The organism is Dyella sp. (genome assembly GCF_035685885.1).
Lineage (GTDB): Bacteria > Pseudomonadota > Gammaproteobacteria > Xanthomonadales > Rhodanobacteraceae > Dyella.
On sequence record NZ_DASRZX010000150.1, the window covers coordinates 25,158 to 51,525 of the forward strand.

The following is a 26,368-nucleotide window of genomic DNA, read 5'->3' on the forward strand; positions in this document are numbered from 1 at the left end:
ATGCCCCTTGCTTCTGTGGGTGGTATGGCTGGGCCCGGCATCACCCGCTCGGTTGCGGGGCGTAGGCAGGCGTTGAAACAGGGCCTGGTATCAGACCCTCACACCAAAAACCCGACGCAGCGATCGTGACAGCCAACCGCCTTCGTGTTCCTCCGCGCCAACCTGATGCAGGTGGCGTCGCACCGCATCCACGATGGCCTTGTCGTCGTTGCGGATGTGATTGAACAACCAGTGTGACAGGGTGTGCAAAAGCTCGCTGCCGATGTCCTCGCCGGCGCGGAAGCGCAGACGGTATTCGGACACGCGCTTGACGAACACTTCGTGCACGCGCTTGTGCGCACGGGTGAACTCGTAGCCCGCGTCCTCCATCAACGATTCCTCGAAGGTGAAGTGGGACAGCGTGTAATCGACCAGCTCATCGAGGATGTCGCTGAGTTCGTGTCGATCGTGGTGATCCATGGCATCGTGCAGGTGGTTGATCATTTCCACGATGCGTTTGTGCTGGTTGTCGATGACCTTGATGCCGGTGTTCAGATCATCTTGCCAGACCATATAGGCCATATCGCACTCTCCCTTGTGCAGTGGTCTGGCTATTGGCGGCCATTTTTTTCGGTGGCGGCCTGACCTTGGTCAATCAAATCCGCCGTGGTTTGCCATAGCGGCACTATGCCGCGCGATGAACGCCGGCCGTGCGGGCGAGGCACGGCCGGCGTACTGCTCACTTGCTGGCATCAGGTGCGTTGAGATGCAGGAAGGGCAGTGCCCCACCGCTGTAGGTTGGCAGGCGGCCATCCCATTTCTCGATGGCGGACATCTGCACCACGTTCGGGTTCTGGCGCAATGCATCGCCCTTGAGCGCGATAGCCTTGGCTTCCGCCTCGGCGATGGTGATGCGCGCCTGCGCCTGGCCCTGCGCTTCGGCCTCCACCTTCTGCGCCTCGGCCTGCGCCTGAGCCACTTCGTTCTGCCGCTGCTCGGCCATCTGCGTGGCCTGGATCTTGGCGTTGATCGACTGCACCACGTTTTCGGGCAAGCGAAGCTCGCCGATCCAGTAGACCTTTTCAATCACTATGCCTACGGGAGCGACCTCATTGCTCACATCGCGCTGCACGGTTTCGATAAGGTTGGCCTTGCCCTTGCCGTACACCGACTCGATGTCCAGGCTCGCCGTCTCCTTCACCAGCGCGTCGCGCACCATGTTGCGCAGGTACACATCCGTGATTTCGTCGATGCCCTTGCGGTATTTCTGGAAGATGAGCGTCACCTTGGTCGGATCGATGTGGTACGTGATGCCCACGTCGGCATTCACGGTCAGGCCCTGCGCCGTCTGGAAGCTGATGGATTCGTCCACCGGCCGGCCTTCGGATGCGGAGCGCGTGAACGTGTAGGTCTGAGTGAACGTAGGGAAGGTGTACATCTCATAACCCCAGCCCACCCAGTAGCGTCCCGGCGGCAGTTCCTGCAGCGAGCCTTTGTCGTCGCCATACATCTGGAACTTCACACCGACATTGCCCGCCGGCACCTTGGAGCAGGACGCCAGCAGCAGCGCCGCGAGCGAGAGCGACAACGTCAATACGCGTTTCATGGCAAGTCATTCCTTGTGGGTGAAACCGCGGCGCAGGAGCACGATGCCCCAGGCCACCAGCAACGCCGGAATCAGCAGGCCTGCAAGCACGGCCATCGTGCTGGAGGCGGAGATGAGTTCCGGTCCGATAAAACCGACGTACAGCAGCAGGCAGACGACGAACGGCCACAGCCGATGCGCCAGCCAGTCGACAAGCGTCTTCATGGTTTTCCCCGTGGGTTTCAGGTCAGCGGCGAGTGCCGGTTTGGACGTCCAGGCGTCCGCACGATCATCGAGGCGCAACGGTGCGCATCGGCTGCGGGCATGGCATCCAGGTTCGCTAGGTCGCGAGTTGCCGAGGTGGCCTTGCGAGGCCAGGCAGGTTCACGAAAGCGAAGGAGAGAGTCTTCATGGGCGCACTCCGGTGCGCATATCTGGGTGAGGACGGCGCGCAGTCTACTCCGCTTTTTGTGCATTGCAACAAGCGAGTTGGCCGCAAAAAACTGCCCAACGACCTATTGACTACATCTGTAGTCAAGGGGTAGCGTGACTACAGATGTAGTCACCAAGGATCGTGCAATGGGCAAGGCAACCATCGGCGACCAGGAGCTGGCGCTCCTGCAGTACATCGCCCAATACAGCAACGCGTCGGTGGGGGAAGTGGCCACCGGCTATGGCGAACCGCGCGGCCTGGCGCGTTCCACCGTGCTGACCATGATGGAGCGACTGCGGGGCAAGTCGTACCTGCGACGCCGCCAGGTGGCCGGCGTGTACCGCTACAGTCCGGCCACCGGTCCGGGCGAGGTGATGCGCAGCGCCGTGGGCCAGTTCGTGGAGAAAACACTGAGCGGCTCGGTGTCGCCGTTCGTCGCGTGGATGTCCGAACGCGGCAAGGTAAGCGACACCGAGCTGGCCGAACTTCAAGCGCTGGTTGCACGGCTGCAGTCGCAGCGCGAGGAGAATTGAGATGAGTGCCCTGCCCTCGCTGATGGACACGTTGCTCGTCCGCCTCGGCTGGACATCGCTGCAGGCGGCGCTGCTGATCGGCGTCATCTGGCTCATCTGCCGCAAGCTCCCGCGCCTGTCCGCCGCGACGCGTTCGCTGCTGTGGTGGCTGGTGGGCCTGCAGGTGCTGACCGGCCTGGCGCTGCCGACGCCGGTGGCATTGCCGCTGCTTTCGCCGCCTTCCGCCGCGCTGCCGGTGGCCCAGTCGTTCACGCCGACGTACGTTGCGCCGAGAGAACACCGCATCGGCAGCTTCGGCGGCGGATCTTCCGCGCCAGCCGCAACCTACGATGACGCCGTGATGGTTTCGCTGCTGCAGGAAGCGAGCCCTTCCGGCGGCGGCTTGCCCTGGCAGAACATCCTGCTCTCCCTATGGATGGCCGGCGTGCTGGTGCAGCTGGTGATGGCGGCCCGCCATTGGCGCGAGGCACGTGCCGTGCTGCGCGCATCGGACGTGCTCGATGACCCGGCGCTGCAGGAAGCCTGCCGCACACAGGCGCGTGCCATGGGCCTGCGCCGCTGTCCGTCGCTGCGCGTGTCGCACGACATCCGCTCGCCGCAGGTCAGCGGCTGGTGGCGGCCGGTCGTGTTGCTGCCCGCCGATCATGCGCTGACGGACGAAGAAACCGCTTTGGCGCTGGCGCACGAGCTCGCTCATCTGCGCCGCGGCGATCTCTGGCTCGGCTGGGTGCCGGCCGTCGCGCAACGCGTGTTCTTCTTCCATCCACTGGTGGCGTGGGCGATGCGCGAGTACGCACTCAATCGCGAAGCCGCCTGTGACGCACAGGTCATGCAGCAGCATCACGCCGCACCGCAGGATTACGGCCGCCTGCTGCTGCGCCTGGGCGTAGCGCATCCGTTGCATGCGGGCCTGGCCGGCGCATCGCCTACCTTCCTCAACCTCAAGCGTCGCCTGAGCATGCTGCAGGGTGTTTCGCAGGGCGCCACCTCGCGCCTGCGCAGTGCGCTGCTCATCGCGGTGGTCGCCTGTGCCGGCGTGTTGCCTTACCGCGTGACAGAGGCAGCCGTGGATGCATCGGCACCCGCGCCGGCGGCGTCCGTCGCGACGCCGGCGGCAAAGCCGGTGGTGCAGGCTGCGCCCGCAGCCAAGGCAACGCCAGCGGTCAGTGCCGCACCCGCGGTCGCAGCGACGCCGACGCCTGCCGCCAAGGCAGCGCCTGCGTCGAAGGCTGCGGCTGCCGGCCAGTCGTCCTATGGCTGGGCACCGCCGCCAGTGCCGGCGACACCGCCGACACCTGCCACGCCGATCACGCCGCCGACGCCCCCCACGCCACCGACACCTGCGGCGCCACGGCCCGCAGCGCCGCTGCCGCCACCGCCGGCGCCTCCGGCACCGCCTGCACCAGCAGTCGGCATGAGTGGTCACCACGTCGATATCGATATCGACAGCGATGCAGAGAACGGTTTTGCGCTGTTCGACGACAAGGCCAGCACCATCCTCGTCAGCGGCACCGATCGTGATGTGGAAGCCGCGAAGCGTGAGCGCAAAGGTTCCGAACCGCTGCTGTGGTTCCGCCGCGGCAACCAGGCCTATGTCGTGCGCGACACCTCTACCATCGAACGTGCACGCACCGCTTATGCACCGATGCACGAGCTTGCTTCGATGGAAGGCCGCATCGCTGGACAGGAGGCGCGCATTGCCAGCATCCAGAGCCGCATGGCCAGCCGCCAGGGCGAACTGGCCTCGCAGGCGGGCGAAATTGCGGCACGCCATGTCACGCTGGAATCGCAGCGCGAGGAACTGCAGTCGCAACGCGAGGAACTGGCGTCCAAGCCAGGTGTCACGGGCGAGGATCTTCGCGTGATGGACGCGCAGGTCCGCGCGATCGACAACCAGATCCGCTCCCTGACCGAACGCGAACGAGATCCGGCCCAGGATCGCGAATTCCAGCGCGAGCAGGAAGAGCTGGCCCGTCAGCAGGAGGAGCTGGAGCGTCAGCAACGTGCACTGGCAGTGCGCGAGCGCAGCGAAAGCAGCAAGGCCGACAGCCAGATGGAAAAGCTGCTCGAAGAAGCCATCGCCAAGGGCACGGCCAAGCCCATCAGCCTGCGCTGAAGCACACCGCGTGACGCGCCGCCCCGATGGCGGCGCGAGGCATCACATACGTTCACCATGCACAACCCGGGACCGCGGGAGGAGAGCTTTCGCGCCCGATCCGTCCACCGTATCGACGAGGAACAGCGATGCTCGGCTATTACGCGACGATCGCCGCGTCCAGCTTCCGCAGGAACAAGGCGCTGGCGGCGCTGATGGTGCTGGTGATCGGGCTGGGCATCGGTGCCAGCATGACCATGATTACCGTGTTCCATGTGCTGGCGAGCGACCCGCTGCCTGGACGCAGCGGCAAGCTGTTCGTACCGGTGATCGATCCACGCCCGCTCGACCGCGGCCAGTCCGCCAGCGCGCCGCAGCAGGATGGAAGCTTCACCTGGCCCGACGCGATGAACCTGCTGCGCGCCGCGCGAGCCGGCCGGCAGGCCGCGATGGCCGGGGGCGCGGTGCCGCTGCGACCGACGCAAGGTGGCGGCCTGCCGTTCTACGAGACGGGCCGCTACACCACCGCCGACTTCTTCGCGATGTTCGACACGCCTTTTCTCAGTGGCAGCGGATGGACGGCACAGGACGATGCACAGCGTGCGCATGTGGTGGTGCTCGGCCGCGAGCTCAGCCGCAAGCTGTTTGGCGAAACCAATGCCGTGGGCCGCACGGTGCGCCTGAAGGACGCCGATTTCCGCGTGGTGGGCGTGCTCGACACATGGGAGCCGCAGCCGCAGTTCTATGCGCAGATGGATAGCCGCATCTTCGGCCGCAGCGACCAGTTCTTCCTGCCGCTGCAGACGGCGATGGACCTCAAGCTGGATTTCGCCGGCAGGCTTTCGTGCTGGGGCGATAGCGGTGACGGGCGCACCAGCGATCAATGCAGCTGGCTGCAGTTCTGGGTGCAATTGGACAACGCGGCCAAGGTCGATGCGTACCGCGCCTTCCTCACCGCCTACTGGCGCGAGCAGCAGGCGCATGGTCGACTGCCGCGGCCGGTCGATGTGCAGCTCTACGGGCTGATGGACTGGCTGGCGCACCAGCACGCGATACCCGATGACCTGCGCCTGCAGCTGTCGCTATCGGTCGGCTTCCTGCTGGTATGCATGCTCAACGTGATGGGTCTCCTGCTGGCGACGTTCCTGCGTCGCAGCGGTGAAATCAGCGTGCGCCGCGCGCTCGGTGCGCGGCGGCGGGACATCTTCCTGCAGCTGGGCGTGGAGTCGTCGGTGATCGGCTTCGCCGGAGGACTGCTCGGCGTACTGGTGGCGATGCTCGGTCTGTGGAGCGTGCGCCAGCGACCGGATGGCTACGCGCAGCTGGCGCACATGGATGCGGGGATGTTGCTGGCCACCTTCACGCTCGCGCTGGCAGCCGGCGCACTGGCGGGCCTGCTGCCCGCGTGGCGTGCGTGCCGCATCGCCCCGGCCCTGCAACTAAAGACCCAGTGAGGATCGCCATGCCGCATTCGCCTCTGCTCGCCAGCCTGGGGCGCCACAAGCTCACCGTGCTGCTGATGGTGATGCAGGTGGCGCTCACCTGCGCCATCGTCTGCAACGTGGCGGCCATCCTGGGCCATCGCGTCGCGCAACTGGGCTTGCCCAGCGGCGTGGCGGAAGACGAACTGGTGATGCTGGAAAGCATCAACGTCGATGCAAGCTCGGACCCGCTCGTCCGTCACGATACCGACCTCGCCGCCTTGCGCCAGTTGACCGGCGTGCGTTCGGCGGCGGCCATCGATGCACTGCCGTTCAACAGCAACAACTGGAGCAACGGCATCGCGCTGGAACCCAAGGGCGACATGCGCGCGGTGGCCACGGCATTCAACGGCACGCGAGGTGAGCTCGACACGCTAGGCCTGCGCCTGGTCGCCGGTCGAGACTTTCTTCCCGACGAATATCTGCCCGTGGGCAGCACGCGCGATTGGGACGGCATCAACAAGGTTCCGGCCACCATCGTCACGCGTGCGCTCGCGCAGCAGCTGTTTCCGGGCCAGGATCCGCTGGGCAAGGTGATCTATCCCGGCGACGGGCCGGTGCGCATCGTGGGCGTCGTCGGCCACCTGCTGCGCCCTATGCTGGATGAATCCGCGGGCAACGAATACGCCACGGTATTTCCCATGCTGCCGGATGGCAGCAGCGTGACCTACGTGATGCGCACGGCACCGCAGGATCGCGAGCGCGTGCTGCAGCAGGCGATGGCGCGCCTGGCGCAGCTGGACGGCAACCGCGTGTTGCGACGGCCGCAGACGTTCATGCAGCTGCGCGAGGACTATTTCCGCCGTGACCGCACCATGATCAGCCTGCTGCTCGCCGCCGCCCTGGGCTTGCTGCTGGTGACGGCCGCGGGCATCGCGGGATTGGCGAGCTTCTGGGTGCAGCAGCGCCGGCGCTCGATCGGCATTCGTCGAGCGGTGGGTGCGACGCGGCGTGACATCCTGCGTTACGTGCAGACCGAGAATTTCATGATCGTAAGCGGCGGCATCGCGATCGGCGTGGTGCTGGCCTATGCGCTCAATGTGCTGCTGATGCAGCACTATGCGTTGCAGCGACTGCCGGTGTTCTATCTGCCGCTGGGAGCCGTCGCGCTATGGCTGCTTGGTCAGCTGGCAGTGCTGGGGCCGGCGCGTCGCGCGGCTTCGGTGCCGCCGGTGGTGGCGACGCGGTCGGGGTAGAGGGGCCAAGCCTCAAGGCTTGATCTCGGAAAGCCTTCTCCCTCCGGCGACCCGAAGGTAGTCCCTGTGGGAGAGAAGGTGCCGGCAGGCGGACCAGGCACCCTTGGGAGCGCTTTCCTCGGACGTGCCACAAGTGCGCACCCTCACCACCGTAAACGCATTGCCACCACCCCTCTCCCAAAGGGAGAGGGGCTCGTTGCGGCAACCCTGAAAGGAGAGAGGCTTTGGGGCCTCAATCCTTCGGCGGCGTCATCGTGTACTCCTTCGGCGGCGTGTCGCCGGCGAGGTTGCGCACGAAGTAGTCCCAGCGCTTGCGCATCATGTAGTTGCTGGCCGAGCCATAGCCGTGGTGCGCATTGGGGATCAACAGCAGGTCGAAGTCCTTGTTGGCCTTGATCAGCGCATCGACCACCAGCAAGGTTTCGTACGGCGGCACGTTGTCGTCCATGGTGCCGTGAGCCAGCAGCAGATGGCCCTTGAGGCCGGCGGCGTGGCTCTGGTTGGCCTGGTCGTCGTAGTTGCCCTTGCCGTCCTTGTCGGTGGTCAACAGGCCCTGCCACTTCTCGGCCCAGTCGTCTTCGTAGTTGCGGTTGTCGTGGTTGCCGCTCTCGGCGATGCCGACCTTGAAGATGTCCGCATAGCGGAACATCGCCGTACCCGTGGCGTTGCCGCCGCCGGAGTGGCCCCAGATGCCCACGCGATCCATGTCGATCCATGGATTGCGCTTGCCCAGTTCCTTCAGGCCTGCGACCTGGTCGGGCAACGTGTTGTCGCCGATGTTGCCGAAATAGGCGTCATGGAAGGCCTTGGAACGCCACGGCGTGCCCATGCCGTCCATCGCCACCACGATGAAGCCCAGCTCCGCCAGCGCCTGGTGATCGACACGCGCGGCGGCGAAGCTGCGCGAGCCCACCGAGCCGGTCTGCGGGCCCGGGTAGATGTAGTCGACGATCGGATACTTCTTCGACGGATCGAAGTTCGTCGGCTTGAACATCAGGCCGTAGATGTCCGTCTTGCCGTCGCGACCCTTCACCGTGAACGGCTCGGGCGCCTTCCAGCCGGTGGCGAGCAGGCGCGAGATGTCGGCCTTGGCGATGCTGCCAACCACGTGGCCGTCGTCGGCGCTGCGCAGCACCGTCACCGGCGCGGTGGTCGGCGTGGAATACGCATCGGCAAACAGACGTCCATCCGGCGACAGGCTGATGGTGTGGTCGGCCGCTTCCGGCGCCAGCAGCGTGGTTGCGCCGCCGTCCAGGCTCACCTTGTAGAACTGCTGGTAATACGGATCGACGCCATGCTCGCGACCCACGCCACGGAACCACGCCGTGCGCGACTTCGCATCGACCTTGAGTACTTCGGTAACGTTGCCTTCGCCGGTGGTGATGGCGTGCTTGAGCTTGCCGCTGTCGAGGTCGTAGAGGTACAGGTTGCCCCAGTTGTTGCGCTCGCTGAACCACACCACTTCGTGGCTTTGGGGCAGGTACTGCCAGTTGACCTTGCCGTTGCCACTCTCGTAGTAGGTGGGCACGCTTTCGTCGAACACGGTGCGCACGGCGCCGGTGTGCACGTCGGCCACGCGGAACCGGGCCTGCTTGTGATCGCGCGAGGACGACACGAAGGCCAGCGAGCTGGCATCCGGCGCCCACTGCACGTCATCCCAGCCGCCGTCGCGGCCGCAGCTGACGTCGTCGCACAGGGTGGAACGGTGCTGGTCGGGTTCCATCTTCAGGCGCAGCGTCTTGTGGCTGCCGACGTCGACGATGACGCGTTCGATCATCGTCACGTCCTTGTCGCCCACCAGCGGATACTTCCACTTCTCCACCTTCGGGTGGCCGACGTTGGTGCCGACGATCACCATGTCACCGGTCTTGCGCTGGTCCTGCTGGAACGTGGCGATCTGCTTCGAATCGGGCGACCACACCAGGATGGCCTTGTTGGTGTGCTTCCAGCCCGCGTTATCGGTAGCGTAGCCGTAGTTCTCGATGCCGTCGGTGGTGAGCTGGGTTTCCTTGCCGGTGGCGATGTCACGTACCCACAGGTTCCAGTTGCGCACGAAGGCTTCGCTGCGCTTGTCGGGCGACAGTTCGCCGGGCTCGCTGCCCACGGCTTCGGCATTCTCGTCCTTGCCTACGGTGCACGCGGCGGCCTTGGCATCGCACAGGTAGTGCTTGCCGCGGATGGCAACATCGAAATGACCGTCGGCGGTTTCGCTGTAGCCGGTGATGCCCAGCTTGTCGGCCTTGACCGGCTTGCCCAGCGCCTTGCCCAGCGCCGCCGCGAGGCGCGCCTGGTCGAACAGCGGCGTGGCCTTGCCGGTGGCTGCGTCGTAACGCAGGTAGTGATCGCCCTTGGCGTCGTGGTCGCGATACCAGAAGTGGCCGTTGTCCAGCCACATCACGCTGGTGACGGCGTGATCGACCAGCGGCGTGGCGTTGTAGCCCACGTAGCGCTCGGCCTTGGCGTAGTCGTCATTGGTGAGCGTGCGACCCTGTGCGGCCGCGCCTGTCGAAAGTGCACCCAGCACCAGCGCGCCCAGCAGGCGCGACCCGTGTTTCATCGGAACCATGCGTTCTCCCCAGTCTGCTGCTTGTGACGGACGCCGTCGTGGGCGCCGCGTTCAACCTTTCATCCTACTGACGGCGGCCGGTACGGACCCCTGCCATTGGTCCCGTATCCCTCCAGCCTCAGGCGAACTTCAGCAGGCAAACGCCGGCCGTGATGAGCGCCAGGCCGGCCCAGCCGGAGGCACGCAGGTGCTCGCCGAACAGGGTCATGCCCAGCAGGGTGGTGGCGATGAGACCCACGCCGCCCCAGATGCCGTAGGCCACGGACAGCTGGATGCCCTTGATGGCGTAGCTCAATGCAGTGAACGCCAGCAGCGCGCAAACAATGGCCGACAGCGCGGGTCGCTTGTGCGCGAAGCCATGCGATTGCTTCATCAGCACGTTGGCGGCGATCTCCAGCACGATGGCGATGGCAAGATAGAGCAGATGGATGGGCTCGAACTCAGGAAGCATGGCCGCCTCCGTGTTCGCCCTCGTCGGTGCCACGCTCCAGCAGCACGATGCCGGCGATGATGAGTGCGATGGCGATGAGCTTGGTGGGCCTGAGGTCTTCGGCAAACAACCATGCGCTGCACAGCGTGATGAGCACCAGGCCCAGGCTTTCCCAGGCGCCATAGGCCACCGCCAGCGGAATGCGCTTCACCGCCAGCGCGAGGCTGGTATAGGACACCACCAGCATCACGTACATCACCGCCAGGCCCATCGCATGCGACGCGTGATGGGCACCGTATTTCATCGCCAACGTACCGATGACTTCGGTGACAATGGCGGCAACCATGAACAGCCAGTAGCGCATGTGGATCTCCTCTTCCCGCGCCCCCGGTCAGATCGTAACCGCCTCCCTGCCGACCACGCCATGAACCAAGCGACTGCCGACACCGCCCTCCCACTTCCCGAAGCACGGATGCTGGAGATGGTTTTCCCCGATCACACCAACCACCTGGGCACGCTGTTCGGCGGCCAGGCGCTGGCCTGGATGGACAAGGCCGCCTTCATCGTGGCCTCTCGGCATGCCCGTCGCACCGTGGTGACGGCGCGCTCGGAAGAGGTGAATTTCCGCACACCGGTACGCAAGGGCCAGCTCGCGGAGTTGGTGGCGCGCATCGTCCAGGTGGGTCACAGCTCGATGACGGTGGAAGTGGAACTGACCGCCGAAGACCCGCTCACCGGCGATCGACGCGTGTGCACGACGGGGCGCTTCGTGATGGTGGCGCTCGATTCCAACGGCGCGCCCGCCACGGTGCCGGCGTTGCCGGTGGCCTGAGGAATTCCATCGCGAAGTTGGGAATGCACGGCTTCATCGCGCTGTTGGCTTTTCGCGCACTGGGTGCGCTCCTACAGGGGAGCGGGTTTGTACCGCCTCAGGCACAGATGCAGTGCGCCTCTACAGGGGGGCGCTCTCGTGTTTCAGCGCAGATGCAGCCAGTGCAGGTGGATGCCGTTCTCGCGGTCTTCGGCGCGGAAACCTTCACGGGTTTCCGCCACGATGCCCCACAGGCTGCGCAAGGTCTCGCCGCGCGGCTCGTCCACGCGCACGTGCTCGCCCGTGGGGATGGCGAACTGGGTTTCCAGCATCATCACCTGATCGCGTTCCCACACCAGGATCGCGGGACGTGCGGTGGTCGCGCCCCAGCCGAGGTGGATCTGCACGACCTTGGGCGCGTAGTGGCCACGGTTGTCCAGCTTCCAGCTTTCCGAACGGCGCAGCAGGTCGGCCAGGCGTGGATCGCTCCAGTCCACGTTTCCCTTGGAGTGAGGCTTGTGAGCGGTCATGCGGCTAACGACTTCCCATCAGACAGGTGCAACGACGGCGCCGGCATGCCGGACCGAAAGCGTGCCGGTATCCCGCGGACAGGCGGCGCGCTTCCCCGGCTATCGGCAGCGATGACGGCAACTTGAGGCGATTCATGCATGGGTCTTCACCTGATGGTCGAGGCCGCCGACCGTTCGCATCATCAGCTGCCGCACGAAACCAAGATGCCCGGCCACCGGCACCACTTCGTCGCGAACCCAGCGCAACCACTGGGGACGCCCGTGCACCAGCCGCGTGGCGGCTCCAATGCGGCGCACCACCGACACATGCACCGCATGCCTCAGCGTGGCGTATTCGTGCAGGCGCGAGAGGTCGCCGGCCAGCGCGTCCGCGGCGCAGTCGGCGTAGACATAGGCATCTTCGATGCCCAGGTTCATCCCGCGTGCACCGATGGGCGAATGCACATGCGCCGCATCGCCACCCAGGGCCACGCGCCCTTCTGCCGCTTTCGCGGCGACACGATGGGCAATGTGGAACTGCGAATGCCAGCTCGTGCTGCCCAGCGTGGCGTAGCGGCGCATCGCCGCCAGAGGATCGGCCCCGTTGCCGATCACGCGCCACACCTCGCCCGCCAGGCGCAACACAAAGACGAAGCCATCGGGTTCGAACAGCAGGTGGGCTCGCCAGCGATCCAGCGGCGTCTGCATCTCGATGTCCCAGAGCATCCACGGCTCCGGAAGACTGCTTCCATCAAAGCCCAGGCCCAGTGCATGGCGCGTGACGCTGCGTGCGCCATCGGCGGCAAACAGCAGCGCACAATGCACCTGCTCATGCCTTCCCTCGCCGTGCGACAGCACGGCCGTGACCTCCGATGCATCCTGGGTCACCGAGCGGCACAGCACGCCACGTTCCACCGCGACACCCTGGGCCTGCAGCGCGTCGGCGAGCAGTGCTTCGGTACGCGCCTGCGGCAGCACGGTCATCGCCTGCCGCGCGCCCAGCGAAGCGGGCAGGTCCAGCACCAATACCTCGTTGCCCTGTTCGTGCACGGTCGCGCCCTTCACCGACCAGCCCTCCACCATGATGCGATCGGCCACGCCGGTGTCGCGCAGCAGCTCCAGCGTGCGGCTGTTGACGGCCAGCGCGCGCGAATAGCTGGAGGGTTCAGGCTGTGCATCGATGATGCGTACGGCGATGTCGCGGCGCGCCAGGAACAGCGCCGCGGCCAGCCCGGTCGGGCCGGCGCCCACGATCAACACAGCCGGTTGTGCGGGACCCACGGCATGCCTCCGGAATCCGTGCGCGACCAGTCTGCCGTCCGCGGGCGTTGAAGCAGCGTCAAGGATGCATCGCGGGCGCGACGACACCGGACCGGATGCCAGCGACGGCTGCTCGTCGCACAATGGTGGCTACCTGCGCCGGCCGGGGCTCGCGAGCGGCGCAGGCAACCACGACGGGAGACCAACGATGTCGCACCTGCTGGCTTGCCTGCTCATCTTCGTCAGCGTGTCCGGTTGCGCGCTGGCCGGCATGTTCGCCAGCACGCGGCTTCCCGCGCATCACCTGGCGGAGGATTCGGCCACGTCGATCAAGCTGGCGGCGGGCCTGATCGCCACCATCGCCGCGCTGGTGCTGGGCCTGCTGATCTCCTCGGCCAAGACGTCCTTCGATGCCGTCAGCGGCGATCTGGAGCGCAACGCGGTCAACCTGCTGAGGCTCGATCGTTCGCTGGCGCAATACGGCCCCGAGGCACAGCCGTTGCGCGTGCAGCTCAAGCACAACTATGCCAGCTGGATCGATCTGCTCGATTCGGGCGGCGGCAATGCCCTGGCCTCGCTGGACAGTCCGCAGGTGCTGCATCGTGTCAGCGAGTTCCAGCAGCAACTAGCCGCTCTGCCGGCCAGCACGGAAGCGCAGCGGCAACTGCGCGAACGGGCCATCGACATCACCGACGAGGTGTTCGCGGCGCGCTGGCTGGCCCTGATGCAGAAGCGCGGCACCATTCCCATGCCGCTGCTGCTGGTGCTCAGTGCGTGGCTGTGCGTCATCTTCGGCACGTTCGGCCTGTTCGCGCCGCACAACGGGACGGTGGTGTTTTTTTTCCTGCTTTGCGCGTTGTCGGCAGCCGGCGCGATCTTCGTGATCCTCGAAATGGATACGCCGTTGACCGGCATCGTGCGCGTGTCGGTGGCACCGATGCGCGAAGCGTTGTCGCAGCTGGGCCTTTGATCCGCTAGCGGATCGCGCCGATGACCTCGGCCACCCAGTCGATGAACACGCGCAGGCGCAGCGGCAGCTGTCGTTGCGACTGATAGAGCACGCTGACCGGGAACGACGGCGGCGGCATCGACGGCAACAGCTCGACCAGTTGGCCGTTCGCCAATGCTTCCTCCACGCGATAGCGCGGGAACTGCGCGATGCCCAGCCCTGCTTCGCAGCAGCCGACATACGCCTCGGTGCCGCTCACCGTCACCGGCGAAGGCAACACCACCTCGCGCACGCGCCGGCCCACCACGAACTCCAGCGGCGTGATCCGGCGCGTGGTGGGCGAGGCCCAGTTCACCGCCACGTGACCGTTGTGCAGGTCCGCCAGCGTTTGCGGGTTGCCGTGGCGGCGCACGTAGTCCGCGCTGGCGACGGTGGCCTGGGACAGGTTGGCGACGCGGCGACCGACCATGGTCGAATCGGGCAGGTCACCCGCGCGCAGCACGCAATCAACGCCTTCCTGCACCAGGTCGATGAAACGGTCGCTGGTGCCGATGTCCAGCTCGATCTGCGGATAGCGGGCAAAGAAGTCCGGCAACGCGGGAATCAACACCTTGCGCGCCAGCGACGACGCCAGGTCGATGCGCAGGCGCCCCTTGGGCACCACGGCCGCCTCGCGGAAATCGGCTTCCACCGCATCGAGATCGGCCAGCAGCCGCACGCAATGGTTGTAGTACACCTCGCCGTCGCGCGTGGGACGCACGCGCCGCGTGGTCCGCTGCAGCAGGTGCGCACCCACGCGCTCCTCCAGCCGCTTGATGGTGTGGGTGAGCGTGGCGCGCGGCAGGCTGAGGTCGTCGGCGGCGCGCGTGAAGCTGCCCAGCTCGACGATCCGCGTGAATACCCGCATGGCTTGCAGACGATCCATCAGGGGTTCCTTGGCTGGCCAAGCCGCTCCATTGTTGGGCATTTCAACAACAGACATGGCGATTATTGAGCATTTATCGGCAGGCCGTCATGCCGAAGAATACACGTCTACCTCCTCTCCCCTCGCCAAGGAACTCCCGATGCAAATGCGACAGCTCGGCAAGCACGGCCCCTCCGTTTCCGCCCTCGGCCTCGGCTGCATGGGCATGAGCGACTTCTATGGCTCGCGCGACGACGCCGAATCCATCGCCACCATCCACCACGCGCTGGAACGCGGCATCAACCTGCTGGATACGGCGGACGTGTACGGCCCGCACATCAACGAAGTGCTGGTGGGCAAGGCCATCCGCGATCGCCGCGACCAGGCGTTTCTCGCCACCAAGTTCGGCATCGTGCGCGACCCCAACGACCCTGCCCGCCGCGGCGTCAACGGCAGCCCGGCCTACGTACGCGCCTCCTGCGAAGCCAGCCTCAAGCGCCTGGGCACCGACCACATCGACCTGTACTACCAGCACCGCGTGGACCCCAACGTGCCGATCGAGGACACCGTGGGCGCCATGGCCGAGTTGGTGAAGGAAGGCAAGGTGCGCCACCTCGGCCTGTCCGAAGCGTCGGCGGCCACGCTGGAGCGCGCCGTGAAAGTGCACCCCATCGCGGCACTGCAGGTGGAGTTTTCGCTGTGGACACGCGATCCGCAGGAAAACGGCATGGCCGAAGCCTGCCGCCGGCTCGGTGTGAGCCTGGTGGCCTACTCGCCGCTGGGTCGTGGCTTCCTTACCGGCGCCTTCGCCAGCCCAGAGGACTTCGACGCCGACGACTATCGCCGTCAAAGCCCGCGATTCCAGGGCGACAACTTCTACCGCAACCTGGAGCTGGTGCAGAAGGTACAGTCGATTGCCGACGAAAAGGGCTGCTCGCCGGCTCAGCTCGCCCTGGCCTGGGTGCTGGCGCAGGGCAAGGAAGTCATCGGCATTCCCGGCACCAAGCGCCGCGACCGACTGGACGAAAACCTGGTCGCCATGGACGTGACGCTGAGCAGCGACGAGCTGGAAGCCATCGACGCCGTGTTCCCGGCCGATGCTGTCGCCGGTGCACGCTACGTCGAATCCATGATGCGCATGGTCAATGTCTGAGGCTGCCGCTGCGTGTCCGTGAAGCCTTCGCGAGCTGACACGCAGCGCTCCGCGAACCTACCCCGCTCGTAGGTTTCGGCTTACACCGCAAACTCAAGAGCTCCGGCAGCCTACCCCCGTCGACCGTTTCCACGAACGCCGACACCCGGACCGGTCACCCCCTAGATCCGGCTCACTGGCCCCCGCAAGGGGGCCTTTTTCATGGGCGGGGCCACGACCCTGCACTCGCTCCCGCACCGCTTTTCCAACGTCCGCCGACGTCATGGCGGATGCCTTCCTGCGTCCGGTTTCCACGCGCGAGACGAAGCGGAACGAATGAACAGGCCGGCTCAGGCGTGCCACGGCACGTCGGCGCGATCGATCTCCTCGCCTATCGCGCGCGCAAACTTTTCGAGGCTCTGCACGGTGGCCGGGTCCAGCTGCCGTGGTTCCGGGTCCACCGCGCACAGCGTGCCGAACAACTGGCCGTTGGCCCGATAGATCGGCACCGAGATGTAGCTTTCAAAGCCATACAGCGCGGGCGTGGGATGGCGCGAATAGACGGGATGGGTACTCGCGTGGTTGAACACCACGGTGCGGCCGTGCTGGCGGATCTCGTTGCAGATGGTGGTTTCCAGGGCCAGATCCTGCCCGGCGTGCAATCCGAAGTTGATCGTGTCGTACACCGCGCAAGCGGTCCAGCGCGTATCGGTGACGCGGGCCACCGTGGCGAAACGCATGCCTGTCTCCCGCGATACCGCTTCGAGAATGGCAGCGATGCCCGGCATGTGCGCCACCATGTTCACGTCGCGAACGGCCGCCGCATGGTCTGCGTCCGATGGTGTGGAGGCATCCCTCGGCGCCAGCCGATCCATCACGCGCCGCTGAAGGCTGATGCGCGAAACGCGTTGAACGAAGTTGCGCAGTTCCGTGGTGAGGTGGCGCAGCTGCGTTTGGGAACCGGCAATGACCAGACAGCGATAGTCGATGCGCACATCCAGCAACTTGTGGCGCGACTTGAACTCGCCCACCTCCGAAACGAAGGCTTCGACCCAGTAGTGATCCGGGCGGTTACTCAGGAAGGCCACCATCACCGGCTCCCCTTCGCCCTCGGTACCCGCGACGGGCGATGGCATGTCAAAGCCCACGACGGAAGGCGGCCACGCATAACCGGGCGTGGCGTCCTGTGAGGTCGTTGACATGACTGCTCTCCCCTTGCCCGCTTTCGCGCGCAGTATGCGCCAACCGCACGACAACCGGTCGGCTTTTTCATCGGGATGGCGCCGGCATCGCGCAGCGCCGCAGCCATGGTGTTTCAAGGTTGATGCACGCAACGGTCCTGGGTACGTAAATCTACGTAGAGCCAGTACGAACCCACGGATCGGATGATGGTGAGCTCCATGCGCAAGCTTTCGTGCAGCCGCCTCCATCATCCACTGAGCCGTGGAAAACGTTGTTCCGCCATCGACAGTGATCTAGACTTATTTACCGCCAAACCACGGCGTGACGCTGCACACGGGGAACTTCGCAACGCTCGCACCGCGCCGTCGCATCGCTCGCCACGCCTGTCGCTCGGATATCTCTGCCGCAACGCGCAAGGAGATCATCGATGCTGCCCACGCCGATTTCCGAAAAGACGCTTTCCCGGGGAATGCTCGATGTGCTGATCCGGGCCGGGTTGATCTTCCTTCTCGCCCTGGCCTGCTTCCGCATCTTCTATCCCTTCGCCAACCTGCTGGTGTGGTCGCTGATCCTGGCAATCGCGCTTTATCCGTTGCACCTGCGGCTACGAAGAAGGCTGGCGAACAAGAATGGCCTGACGGCAACCGTGATCGTGCTGGTGTCGCTGATCGTCATCACCGTGCCCACCTACCTGCTCGGCGTCGCGCTGGTCGATTCCCTGGAGCATGCGATGGAGATGGCCAAGACCGGCGGCGTGCGCATTCCTCCGCCCTCCGAGTCCGTGGCGGCATGGCCCCTCGTTGGCGGCAAGGTGTATGCGCTGTGGCTGCAGGCTTCCACCGATATCACCGGGTTGCTGCAGAAATTCACGCCACAGCTCAAAGGCATCGGCACGGCCTTGCTCGGCGCTGCCACCGGCATCGGCACGGGGCTGCTGATCTTCATCTTCGCGCTGATCATTTCGGGCATCTTCATGGCCTATGGCGAGGAATGCCGCCGTCGTGCCATACAGATCGCATCGCGCATCTTCGGGCCGGAAAGTGGTCCCAGGGTCACCGAACTTTGTTCGGCCACCATCCGCGCGGTTGCCCAGGGCGTGGTGGGCATCGCCTTCATCCAGATGCTGCTGGTCGGCATCGCCTTCGTCATCAAGGGCATCCCGGGTGCGGGGCTGCTGGCGCTGGCCGTGCTGCTGCTCGGCATCATGCAGTTGCCGGCCACGCTCATCACCATTCCGGTAATCATCTTCGTATTCGCCACCGAGGGTTTCACCGTCGGCTCGATCGTGTTCGCGATCTACGTCTTCGTCGCGGGCCTGGCCGACAACGTACTCAAGCCGCTGCTGCTGGGACGTGGTGTCGATGTGCCGATGCCGGTGGTGCTGATCGGCGCGCTGGGCGGCATGGTGACCGGCGGCGTGATTGGATTGTTCATCGGTCCCGTGGTGCTCGCGGTCGGCTATCAGCTCTTCTGGCGCTGGGTCGAGGACCAGCCGCGGATCGAGCCGCCGCCCGATGCGCCGCCGCAGGTCTGATGTGGCCGGACATGCGCCGTGCCTTCGCCTGCCTGTTCCAGACGCTTGTTGCTGCCCGCCATGGCCTGCCTTGCCGGCTGCGCGACGGTAGGCCCGGATTTCCATCCGCAGCATGAGGAAGGCAGCGACCACTGGAGCAGCGCTGCCATCGAGCAGGCGACCACGCAGCACGCGCAGCCGGATCTTGGCCAGTGGTGGCAGGTATTCGACGATCGCAACCTCGAACGCCTCATCGCCGAAGCGGATGCCGGCAATCCGGATCTGAAACTTGCAGGCTTGCGCGTGCTGGAGGCCCGCGCACAGTTGGGCATTGCGCTCGCCGGGCGCTATCCGCAGGTGCAACAAATCGGCGCCGATGCGCTGTACTCCAAAACCCGCACGCACGGCGGCAGCACACCATCCGTGCCCGGTGCCTGGCAATACGGCGCGAGTTTCAACATCGGCTGGGAACTGGATTTCTGGGGTCGCTTCCAGCGCGCGATCGAATCGGCGGATGCCGCCTATTTCGCCTCGCAGGCCAATCGCGATGACGCGCTGGTGTTGCTGCACGCACAGGTGGCTGACACCTACTTCACCTTGCGCACGGCCGAAGCGCGTCTTCGCATCGCGCGCGAAAACAGCGAACTGCAAAAGCGCAGCTTCGAGATCACCGAGCGCCTCTTCCGGAGTGGCGAGAGCGATGAACTGGACTGGCAGCAGGCCAAGACGCAATACCTGAGCACGCTGAGCAGCATTCCGGATTTCGAGAACCAGATCCTGCTTGCCCGCCACGCGTTGTCCATCCTGCTCGGCCGCGCTCCCGGTCCGCTGCCGGAACTGGACGAGCAGCCCGACAAGGTGGCCGTCATTCCGCTCGTCGACCGCGCCGTGCTGCAGGACGTGCCCGCCAACTTGCTGCTTCGCCGTCCCGATGTGCGTGCGGCCGAACAGCAGATGGCGTCGCAGTCGGCGCTCATCGGCGTGGCCAAGGCCGACCTGTATCCGTCGGTGACCCTGCTCGGCACGCTGGCATGGAGCGCCTCTTCGCTTGCCGGCGCGTCGAGTGCGCTGGCCCTCGCCGTTGGGCCCAGCGTCACCTGGAACGTGTTCGACCACGGACGCATCACCAACAACGTGCGTGTCCAGGACGCGCGGCTGCAGCAACTGGTTGTCACCTATCAGGGCACGGTGCGCGAAGCCGCCCGCGAGGCTGACGATGCCGCCAGCAGCCTGATCTCGTCGCTGCAGCGCGATCGCATCCTGCACGATGCCGAAGTGGCGGCACGACGTTCACTCACCCTCGCCAACACGATCTACCGCGAGGGATATTCGGACTTCCAGCGCGTACTCGACGCGCAACGCGCGCTGTCCGCCGAGCAGGACGCGTATGTGGTCAACCGCAGCAACGCGGTCGGAAGCCTGATTGCCCTGTACAAGGCCATGGGCGGCGGCTGGCACACGGAGCAGCCACTGGTTGATCCGGCCACGCGCGAACAGATGCAGCAGCGCACCGATTGGGGCGACCTGTTCAACGAAGCGAGTGCGCCGGCGCCGGAACCATCGGGACGGCACTCGCGATGAGCGACGCATCGTCACCGTCTTCCGCCACACAGGCAACGCCCGAGGCCGAACCTTCGGGCAAGGCCGTGAAGTGGGTGCTCATCCTGATCGGCCTGAGCCTGCTGTGGTATCTGCTCGCCGATCGCTTCACGCCCTATACGCAACAGGCGCGTGTGCAGGCCTTCGTGATACCGGTGGCTGCGGAAGTATCGGGGCGGGTAACGCGCGTGCTCGTGCACAACAACGAGGAGGTCAAGGCGGGCGACGTGCTGTTCGAGGTCGACCCCGAGCAGTACCGGATCGCCGCGGACCGCGCACGCGCGGATCTTGAAACCACGCGCCGCCAGGTGGGCGCCAGCACGGCCGGCATCGATTCGGCCAGCGCGTCGTTGCGTGCAGCCATCGCCAACGAGGTCAAGGCGCGCCAGGACAGCGATCGTCTCGAACGGCTTTATCGCGAAGACCAGGGCACCATTTCACTGCGCCGCCTGGAAGTGGCCCGTGCGACGCATGAGCAGGCGATCAGCCAGGTGAGCGCTGCGCTGGCCGAAGTGGAGCGTGCCAAGGAGACACAGGGCGGCGGCGAGGCGGACAACGCGCAGTTGCGCAGCGCGGCAGCCGCCCTGGAGAAAGCCCGGCTCGACCTGGCAAACGTCAGGGTACGCGCGCGCTCGGCAGGATTGATCACGGACCTGCGCACGGATATCGGCCAGTTCACCGCGGCCGGCACGCCGGTGATGACGCTCATCGCCAACCACGACGTCTGGGTGAGCGCGGACATGACCGAGAACAATCTCGGCCATCTCCAGCCCGGCACGCCTGTGTCCATTGCGCTGGACTCGCGGCCCGGCGAACTTTTCCAGGGGCGCGTACGCAGCATCGGCCAAGGTGTGAGCGTCGGCCAGAGCGCGCCACCCGGTGGACTGCCCACGGTGCAGAACAGTCGTGACTGGCTGCGGCCCGCGCAACGCTTTCCGGTGATCGTCGAGTTCGCGCCCGGTGAGTCGATACCGGCGCGCGACGTGCGCGTCGGAGGCCAGGCCGAAGTCATGGCCTTCCCGACGCAGGGCAATCCGCTCAATCCGCTGGGCCGTGGCTTCCTGCGCGTGATGAGCTGGCTCTCCTATCTCTACTGATGATGACGACCAGCCAGCGCCAATTGCTCGGGCTGCGTGCGCTGCGACTGGCGACGGGCACGGCCGCATGCCTCGCGGCCAGTTTCGCACTGGACTTGTCCATTCCCGTCATGGCGCCTGTGTTTGCCGTGTTCCTGTTTGCATCCGTCAATCGCCCGCTGTCGCTGCGCGCCAGCCTTGGCTTGGTCGTGTTGGTGGCGTTGACCACCGGCAGCGGGCTGCTGCTTGTCCCCTTGCTTCGCCATTACCCGATAAGCGGACTGCTGCTGGTGGGGCTGGGCCTGTTCCTTGCCTTCCGCTACGGCTTGCGCGGCGGCAACCCGCTGGTATCGACCTTTCTCGCCGCCGGTCTCACCATGATCTCGGCAGCGGGCACGGCCGATTTCCAGCTGGCCATGTCGGTTGTCGGTGCACTCGCCAAAGGTCTCCTGCTCGCCATCGTCGCGCTGGCGCTTGGCCACTGGCTCTTTCCCGAACCACCCACGATTGCCAGGCCAGCCACTTCGCCGACGCTGCCGAACGCACAGACCGTGCGCCTGGCTTTGCGGGCTGCGCTGGTGGTGCTTCCGGCATTCCTGCTTGCGCTGGTCGATCCGGCGAGCTACATGCCGATCATCATGAAGTCGGTGAGCCTGGGCAGGCAGAGCTGCACGACCAGCGCCCGCCATGCGGCGCGTGAACTGCTGGGTTCGACCTTGCTCGGCGGCGCACTGGCCATCGTGTTCTGGTTTGCCCTCAAATGGTTCGTGCACCTGTGGATGTTCTTCCTGTGGATGCTGCTGTTCGGTCTGCTCATCGCACGCAAGCTCTATGCGCTCAGCAGGACGCGATACACACCGGGTTTCTGGCTCAATGCCTGGGTCACGCTGATCATCCTGCTGGGGCAGTCGGTCCAGGACAGCGTTGCCGGAAAGGACGTCTATACGGCTTTTGCGGTCCGCATGGGCCTGTTCATTGCCGTCACGCTTTACGCGTGCCTGATGCTGCAACTGCTGGACAGGCGCCCCCGATGGCGATGAGGCCAGTATCCGCATCGAACACGCAACGACACGGGCAAGCGATACGCGAAAGGAGGCCTTCACCATGGGAATGAACAAGAGTGCACCGCCCCGTCACCTGAGGCCCGGCGTCATGCTGGCCGAGTTCGCCAGGACCATGTGGTACCTGCGGGCGATCATGGCCGGCTTGCTGCTGCTGTTCGTCACCCTGACCGTGGCGATGTACTACTTCGGCGGCCCGGTCGAAACCTCCGATCGAAGCGCCTCGCCGCTGGGTGAAACCATTTATTTCTGCACGATCACCGCGCTCACCATCGGCTACGGCGACGTGGTGCCCACCACCGTGTTTGGGCGCATCGATGCGCTGCTGCTTGGCCTGATCGGATTGCTGATGACGGGTCTGGTGGTCGCTGCGGCCGTACGCGGTGTGCAGGAAGCGGCGCGAAGGGCCACCGCGGCAGAATAGTCGCGGTGCCATGGCGGTGACTGCCCTGTCACGTCTCGGCTTAGGCACGCCGCGCATCGCGCCATCACTGGCGTGTCACCCGGATGAGGTCATCAACACGCCTTTCCCGAACCCGGCTCTTCCGGCAGCGCTGGTGCGCGCCACGGCAACGCGGCCGGTTGCAACCACGGATTGAGCCGCGCATCAGGCGAGCAGCGCCACCGCGTGTCGCGCCATCATGAGGTTTTCCTGCGAGGGAAGTACGTGAGACGCCAGCGAGGGGAAGCAGGGGTGAAGCAGGGTCATCACGTGCTCGCGCGTCGGGGCGTGGTGCTCGCCGATGCCACCGGTGAACACGAGGGCGTCGATCCCGCCCATGATCACGGCCATCGCAGCGACTCCCTTCGCCACGGACCGGGCGAACTGCGCCAGCGCCAGCGCGGCCGAGGGATGATCGGAAGCCTCGGCCAGCTCGCGCACATCAGCGCTGAAGCCTGAGATGCCGCGCAGGCCCGAGCGATGTTCCAGCAGGTCTTCCAGTTGGTCCGGTGTGCAATGACCCTGGCGCAGCAGGAACAGCATCACGCCCGGATCGAGATCTCCGGGGCGCGTACCCATGATGATGCCGCCTGTGGGCGTAAGACCCATGCTGGTATCCACCGAGCGTCCATCCTGCACCGCCGTCACGCTGGCGCCGCTGCCCAGGTGCGCGATGACAAGCCGCTCCGGCACCGCACCGTCGAGTTGGCGCAGGATCGATTCACAGGACAAGCCGTGAAAGCCGAAGCGCTCCACGCCCTTCGCCAGCAGCTCTCGCGGTACCGGCAGCACGCGTGAAAGCTCGGGCAACGGGTGATGGAACGCGGTGTCAAAGCACGCCACTTGGCTCGCGTGCGGAAATGCCCTCGCAGCGCGTCGGATCCATGCGAGCGCCGGCGGCACGTGCAAGGGTGCGAAGTTCGCTGCCGCTTCGATGCGCGACAGCACCTGCGCATCGATGACGCAGTGCTCGCGCAACCACGGCCCACCGTGCACCACGCGATGGGCCACGGCGTCCGGAGCGGCGATGGACTGCAAGGACATCAGCGCTTCCAGCGCGTCCGCATGATCGCCCTCGTGCAGGCGGTGCTCGCTCCACGCGCCCTTGCCGCGATAGCGCAAGATCTGTGCATCGCCACGGGTGTCGATGCTTCCTTCCAGCAGGCGCGCCGGCTCGGCGCCGCGCGCCTCATACACGTCGAATTTCAGCGATGAGGACCCGACATTCAACGCCAGGATGTTCATGCCGCCTGCCACTGCCAGTGAAGGATCTCGGGCAAGTCGACGCCGTGCTCGCTCACGTAGAGCCTGTGACGCTCGATGTCGCTCCAATAGCGCTGGCGCGCATGCTCGCGCAGGTGCTCCAGCTTCGGCACGCGATTGATCACGTCCAGCGCCAGCTGGAAGCGATCCAGGTTGTTGAGCACCATCATGTCGAACGGCGTGGTGGTGGTGCCCTCCTCCTTGTAGCCACGCACATGGAGATTGTCGTGGTTGGCGCGGCGATAGGTGAGCTTGTGCACGATGCCGGGGTAACCGTGGAAGGCGAAGATCACCGGCTTGTCGCGCGTGAACAGCCGGTCGAACTCGCCATGCTCCATGCCGTGCGGATGCTCGTCCGAAGTCTCCAGGGTGAGCAGGTCCACCACGTTCACCACGCGCACGCGCAGCTCGGGCGCGTACTCGCGCAGCAGCATCACCGCCGCCAGTGTTTCCACCGTCGGCGCGTCGCCTGCGCAGGCCATCACCACGTCGGGCTCGCCGTCGGCATTGCCGGCCCACTCCCAGATGCTGGCGCCCGCCGTGCAATGCGCCACGGCGGCGTCGATGTCCAGCCACTGCCACTCCGGCTGCTTTCCTGCGATGATGAGGTTGACGTACTGCTGGCTGCGCAGGCAGTGATCGGTGACCGACAGCAGCGTGTTCGCGTCGGGAGGCAGATAGATGCGAACGATCTCCGCCTTCTTGTTGGCGACGTGGTCGATGAAACCCGGATCCTGGTGCGAAAAGCCATTGTGGTCCTGGTGCCACACCAGCGAACTGAGCAGGTAGTTGAGCGATGCGATGGGCGCGCGCCAGGGAATCTGCTTCGTCACCTTCAGCCACTTCGCGTGCTGGTTGAACATCGAGTCGATGATGTGGATGAAGGCTTCGTAGCAATTGAACAGGCCGTGCCTGCCCGTCAGCAGATAGCCTTCCAGCCAGCCCTGGCATTGGTGCTCGCTGAGCATTTCCATCACGCGCCCATCGGGCACCAGGTTCACGTCCGTGTCCAGGCGCGGGTCGAGCCAGGTCTTTGCACTCGCGGCGTACACGGCATCCAGCCGGTTCGATGCGGTTTCGTCCGGACCGAACAGACGAAAGTTGGCGTTGGCCATGTTGAGCGCCATCACCTCGCGCAGCCAGCGGCCGAGATTGCGCGTGGATTCCGCCTTGAGCTCGCCATGCCGCTCGAAACGCAGCGCGTAGTCACGGAAGTCGGGCATGTGCAGTGGCTTCAGCAGGCGCCCGCCGTTGGCATGGGGATTGGCACCCATGCGTCGCTCCCCGGTGGGCGCCAGCGCAGCAAGTTCTTCGATCAGCGTGCCGTTGCCGTCGAACAGTTCATGCGGCTTGTAGCTGCGCATCCATTGTTCGAGGATGGCCAGATGCCCCGGCTTGCTCATGTCCGACAGCGGCACCTGGTGTGCACGCCAGGTGCCCTCCACCGGCAGGCCGTCCACCACCTTGGGTCCGGTCCAGCCCTTGGGCGAACGCAGCACGATCATCGGCCAGCGTGGACGCTGCGCCTCGGCGGCGCTGCCGCGTCGTGCCTTGCGCTGGATGCGGCGGATGCGCCCGATGCAGCTGTCCAGTGCAGCGGCGAACGCGGCATGCATCAGGTCGGGCTCGTGTCCCTCCACGAACAGCGGATCGTAGCCGTAGCCCACCAACAGCGATTTCAGTTCGCGGTTGCCGATGCGCGCCAGCACCGTCGGATTGGCGATCTTGTAGCCGTTGAGGTGCAGGATCGGCAGCACCGCGCCATCGCGCACCGGATTGAGGAACTTGTTCGAATGCCAGCTGGTGGCGAGCGGCCCGGTTTCCGCTTCGCCGTCGCCCACGATGCAGGTGACGATGAGATCGGGGTTGTCGAACGCCGCACCGAAGGCGTGCGACAGCGAGTAACCGAGTTCGCCGCCTTCATGGATGGAACCGGGCGTTTCCGGCGCCACGTGGCTGGGAATGCCATACGGCCAGGAGAACTGGCGAAACAGCTGCCACAGGCCTTCGCGATTGCGGCCGACGCGCGGATAGGTCTCGGTGTAGGAACCTTCCAGGTAACTGTTGGCAACCAGTCCCGGGCCGCCATGGCCCGGACCGATCACGTAGATCATGTCCAGGTCGTACTGCTTGATGACCCGGTTCAGGTGCACGTAGATGAAGTTGAGGCCGGCCGTGGTACCCCAATGACCGAGCAGCCGTTGCTTGACGTGATCCAGCGTGAGCGGTTGTTCCAGCAGCGGGTTGTCGCGCAGGTAAATCTGTCCCACCGTGAGGTAGTTCGCTGCATTCCAATACCGATGCATCTTGTCCAGCAGGGCGATATCGAGCGTCGTCATGGCGCCTGGCTCGTGCCACAGGGGAAGCGC

Annotated in this window: 24 protein-coding genes; 12 read left to right on the plus strand and 12 right to left on the minus strand. The window is 65.6% G+C overall.

All coding sequences use genetic code 11. From position 1 onward, the window contains the following. Positions 1-90: 90 nt before the first annotated feature. The 3 genes from VFG49_RS17140 to VFG49_RS17150 all read right to left on the minus strand — a co-directional run bounded on the left by VFG49_RS17140 (position 91) and on the right by VFG49_RS17150 (position 1,789). Positions 91-561, minus strand: coding sequence for a bacteriohemerythrin (locus tag VFG49_RS17140; protein ID WP_324862776.1), 471 nt, complete (start codon positions 559-561; stop codon positions 91-93). A gap of 157 nt (positions 562-718) precedes the next feature. Next, complete coding sequence (locus VFG49_RS17145) at positions 719-1,585, minus strand: prohibitin family protein (RefSeq protein ID WP_324862778.1); 867 nt, start codon at positions 1,583-1,585, stop codon at positions 719-721. A gap of 6 nt (positions 1,586-1,591) precedes the next feature. Then, positions 1,592-1,789: a hypothetical protein gene (locus VFG49_RS17150; RefSeq protein WP_324862780.1), complete on the minus strand. Its 198-nt coding sequence runs from the start codon at positions 1,787-1,789 to the stop codon at positions 1,592-1,594. A 354-nt stretch (positions 1,790-2,143) separates the two neighbouring features. Here VFG49_RS17150 and VFG49_RS17155 point away from each other — a divergent pair, with 354 nt between their 5' ends. From VFG49_RS17155 to VFG49_RS17170, 4 genes are all read left to right on the plus strand, one after another. Next, positions 2,144-2,530 carry a BlaI/MecI/CopY family transcriptional regulator gene (locus VFG49_RS17155; protein ID WP_324862782.1) on the plus strand — a complete coding sequence of 129 codons (387 nt, stop codon included), beginning with the start codon at positions 2,144-2,146 and terminating at the stop codon, positions 2,528-2,530. A 1-nt stretch (position 2,531) separates the two neighbouring features. After that, positions 2,532-4,646 carry a M56 family metallopeptidase gene (locus VFG49_RS17160; RefSeq protein WP_324862784.1) on the plus strand — a complete coding sequence of 705 codons (2,115 nt, stop codon included), beginning with the start codon at positions 2,532-2,534 and terminating at the stop codon, positions 4,644-4,646. A 128-nt stretch (positions 4,647-4,774) separates the two neighbouring features. Continuing rightward, on the plus strand, positions 4,775-6,079 hold the full coding sequence (locus VFG49_RS17165; RefSeq protein ID WP_324862786.1) for an ABC transporter permease: 1,305 nt from the start codon (positions 4,775-4,777) through the stop codon (positions 6,077-6,079). An 8-nt stretch (positions 6,080-6,087) separates the two neighbouring features. Then, on the plus strand, positions 6,088-7,302 hold the full coding sequence (locus tag VFG49_RS17170; protein ID WP_324862788.1) for an ABC transporter permease: 1,215 nt from the start codon (positions 6,088-6,090) through the stop codon (positions 7,300-7,302). Positions 7,303-7,534: 232 nt separating this feature from the next. Here VFG49_RS17170 and VFG49_RS17175 read toward each other — a convergent pair whose 3' ends face one another. The 3 genes from VFG49_RS17175 to VFG49_RS17185 all read right to left on the minus strand — a co-directional run bounded on the left by VFG49_RS17175 (position 7,535) and on the right by VFG49_RS17185 (position 10,662). Then, positions 7,535-9,868, minus strand: coding sequence for a S9 family peptidase (locus VFG49_RS17175; RefSeq protein WP_324862790.1), 2,334 nt, complete (start codon positions 9,866-9,868; stop codon positions 7,535-7,537). A gap of 118 nt (positions 9,869-9,986) precedes the next feature. Further along, positions 9,987-10,319 carry a multidrug/spermidine efflux SMR transporter subunit MdtI gene (gene mdtI, locus VFG49_RS17180; RefSeq protein WP_324862792.1) on the minus strand — a complete coding sequence of 111 codons (333 nt, stop codon included), beginning with the start codon at positions 10,317-10,319 and terminating at the stop codon, positions 9,987-9,989. After that, entirely contained in the window at positions 10,309-10,662 is a 354-nt protein-coding gene (locus tag VFG49_RS17185) for an SMR family transporter (protein ID WP_324862794.1), read from the minus strand. The genes mdtI and VFG49_RS17185 overlap by 11 nt, the downstream gene beginning before the upstream one ends. 60 nt (positions 10,663-10,722) lie before the next feature. Here VFG49_RS17185 and VFG49_RS17190 point away from each other — a divergent pair, with 60 nt between their 5' ends. Next, a complete protein-coding gene (locus VFG49_RS17190; RefSeq protein ID WP_324862796.1) occupies positions 10,723-11,130 on the plus strand; it encodes an acyl-CoA thioesterase in 408 nt (135 codons plus the stop codon). A gap of 143 nt (positions 11,131-11,273) precedes the next feature. On the opposite strand, the gene VFG49_RS17195 is transcribed toward VFG49_RS17190, so the two are convergent. Both VFG49_RS17195 and VFG49_RS17200 read right to left on the minus strand, forming a co-directional pair. Further along, entirely contained in the window at positions 11,274-11,639 is a 366-nt protein-coding gene (locus tag VFG49_RS17195; RefSeq protein ID WP_324862798.1) for a hypothetical protein, read from the minus strand. Positions 11,640-11,771: 132 nt separating this feature from the next. Next, a complete protein-coding gene (locus VFG49_RS17200) occupies positions 11,772-12,899 on the minus strand; it encodes an FAD-dependent oxidoreductase (RefSeq protein WP_324862800.1) in 1,128 nt (375 codons plus the stop codon). Positions 12,900-12,963: 64 nt separating this feature from the next. On the opposite strand from VFG49_RS17200, the gene VFG49_RS17205 reads away from it, so the two are divergent. Next, on the plus strand, positions 12,964-13,848 hold the full coding sequence (locus VFG49_RS17205; RefSeq protein ID WP_324862802.1) for a hypothetical protein: 885 nt from the start codon (positions 12,964-12,966) through the stop codon (positions 13,846-13,848). A gap of 4 nt (positions 13,849-13,852) precedes the next feature. Here VFG49_RS17205 and VFG49_RS17210 read toward each other — a convergent pair whose 3' ends face one another. Further along, the gene (locus VFG49_RS17210; protein ID WP_324862804.1) at positions 13,853-14,752 is read right to left on the minus strand and encodes a LysR family transcriptional regulator; all 900 of its coding nucleotides are present in this window, start codon (positions 14,750-14,752) and stop codon (positions 13,853-13,855) included. A gap of 139 nt (positions 14,753-14,891) precedes the next feature. Here VFG49_RS17210 and VFG49_RS17215 point away from each other — a divergent pair, with 139 nt between their 5' ends. Further along, positions 14,892-15,884: an aldo/keto reductase gene (locus VFG49_RS17215; protein WP_324862806.1), complete on the plus strand. Its 993-nt coding sequence runs from the start codon at positions 14,892-14,894 to the stop codon at positions 15,882-15,884. A gap of 329 nt (positions 15,885-16,213) precedes the next feature. Here VFG49_RS17215 and VFG49_RS17220 read toward each other — a convergent pair whose 3' ends face one another. After that, the gene (locus tag VFG49_RS17220) at positions 16,214-17,065 is read right to left on the minus strand and encodes a GAF domain-containing protein (protein ID WP_324862808.1); all 852 of its coding nucleotides are present in this window, start codon (positions 17,063-17,065) and stop codon (positions 16,214-16,216) included. Positions 17,066-17,472: 407 nt separating this feature from the next. On the opposite strand from VFG49_RS17220, the gene VFG49_RS17225 reads away from it, so the two are divergent. The 5 genes from VFG49_RS17225 (at position 17,473) to VFG49_RS17245 (ending at position 22,718) form a co-directional block, all read left to right on the plus strand. Then, positions 17,473-18,579 carry an AI-2E family transporter gene (locus VFG49_RS17225; RefSeq protein ID WP_324862810.1) on the plus strand — a complete coding sequence of 369 codons (1,107 nt, stop codon included), beginning with the start codon at positions 17,473-17,475 and terminating at the stop codon, positions 18,577-18,579. Positions 18,580-18,639: 60 nt separating this feature from the next. Next, complete coding sequence (locus tag VFG49_RS17230) at positions 18,640-20,139, plus strand: TolC family protein (RefSeq protein ID WP_324862812.1); 1,500 nt, start codon at positions 18,640-18,642, stop codon at positions 20,137-20,139. Beyond that, positions 20,136-21,254 (plus strand): HlyD family secretion protein, encoded by a 1,119-nt coding sequence (locus VFG49_RS17235; RefSeq protein ID WP_324862814.1) that lies wholly within the window; start codon positions 20,136-20,138, stop codon positions 21,252-21,254. The genes VFG49_RS17230 and VFG49_RS17235 overlap by 4 nt, the downstream gene beginning before the upstream one ends. Continuing rightward, positions 21,254-22,273 (plus strand): DUF2955 domain-containing protein, encoded by a 1,020-nt coding sequence (locus VFG49_RS17240; protein ID WP_324862816.1) that lies wholly within the window; start codon positions 21,254-21,256, stop codon positions 22,271-22,273. The genes VFG49_RS17235 and VFG49_RS17240 overlap by 1 nt, the downstream gene beginning before the upstream one ends. Before the next feature lie 64 nt (positions 22,274-22,337). Then, entirely contained in the window at positions 22,338-22,718 is a 381-nt protein-coding gene (locus VFG49_RS17245; protein ID WP_324862818.1) for a potassium channel family protein, read from the plus strand. Between the two features lie 183 nt (positions 22,719-22,901). Here the strand turns inward: VFG49_RS17245 and VFG49_RS17250 are convergent, their stop codons facing one another. Further along, a complete protein-coding gene (locus VFG49_RS17250; protein WP_324862820.1) occupies positions 22,902-23,981 on the minus strand; it encodes an acetate kinase in 1,080 nt (359 codons plus the stop codon). Continuing rightward, entirely contained in the window at positions 23,978-26,338 is a 2,361-nt protein-coding gene (locus tag VFG49_RS17255) for a phosphoketolase family protein (protein ID WP_324862821.1), read from the minus strand. Before VFG49_RS17255 ends, VFG49_RS17250 begins: the two co-directional genes overlap by 4 nt. Positions 26,339-26,368: the final 30 nt, after the last annotated feature.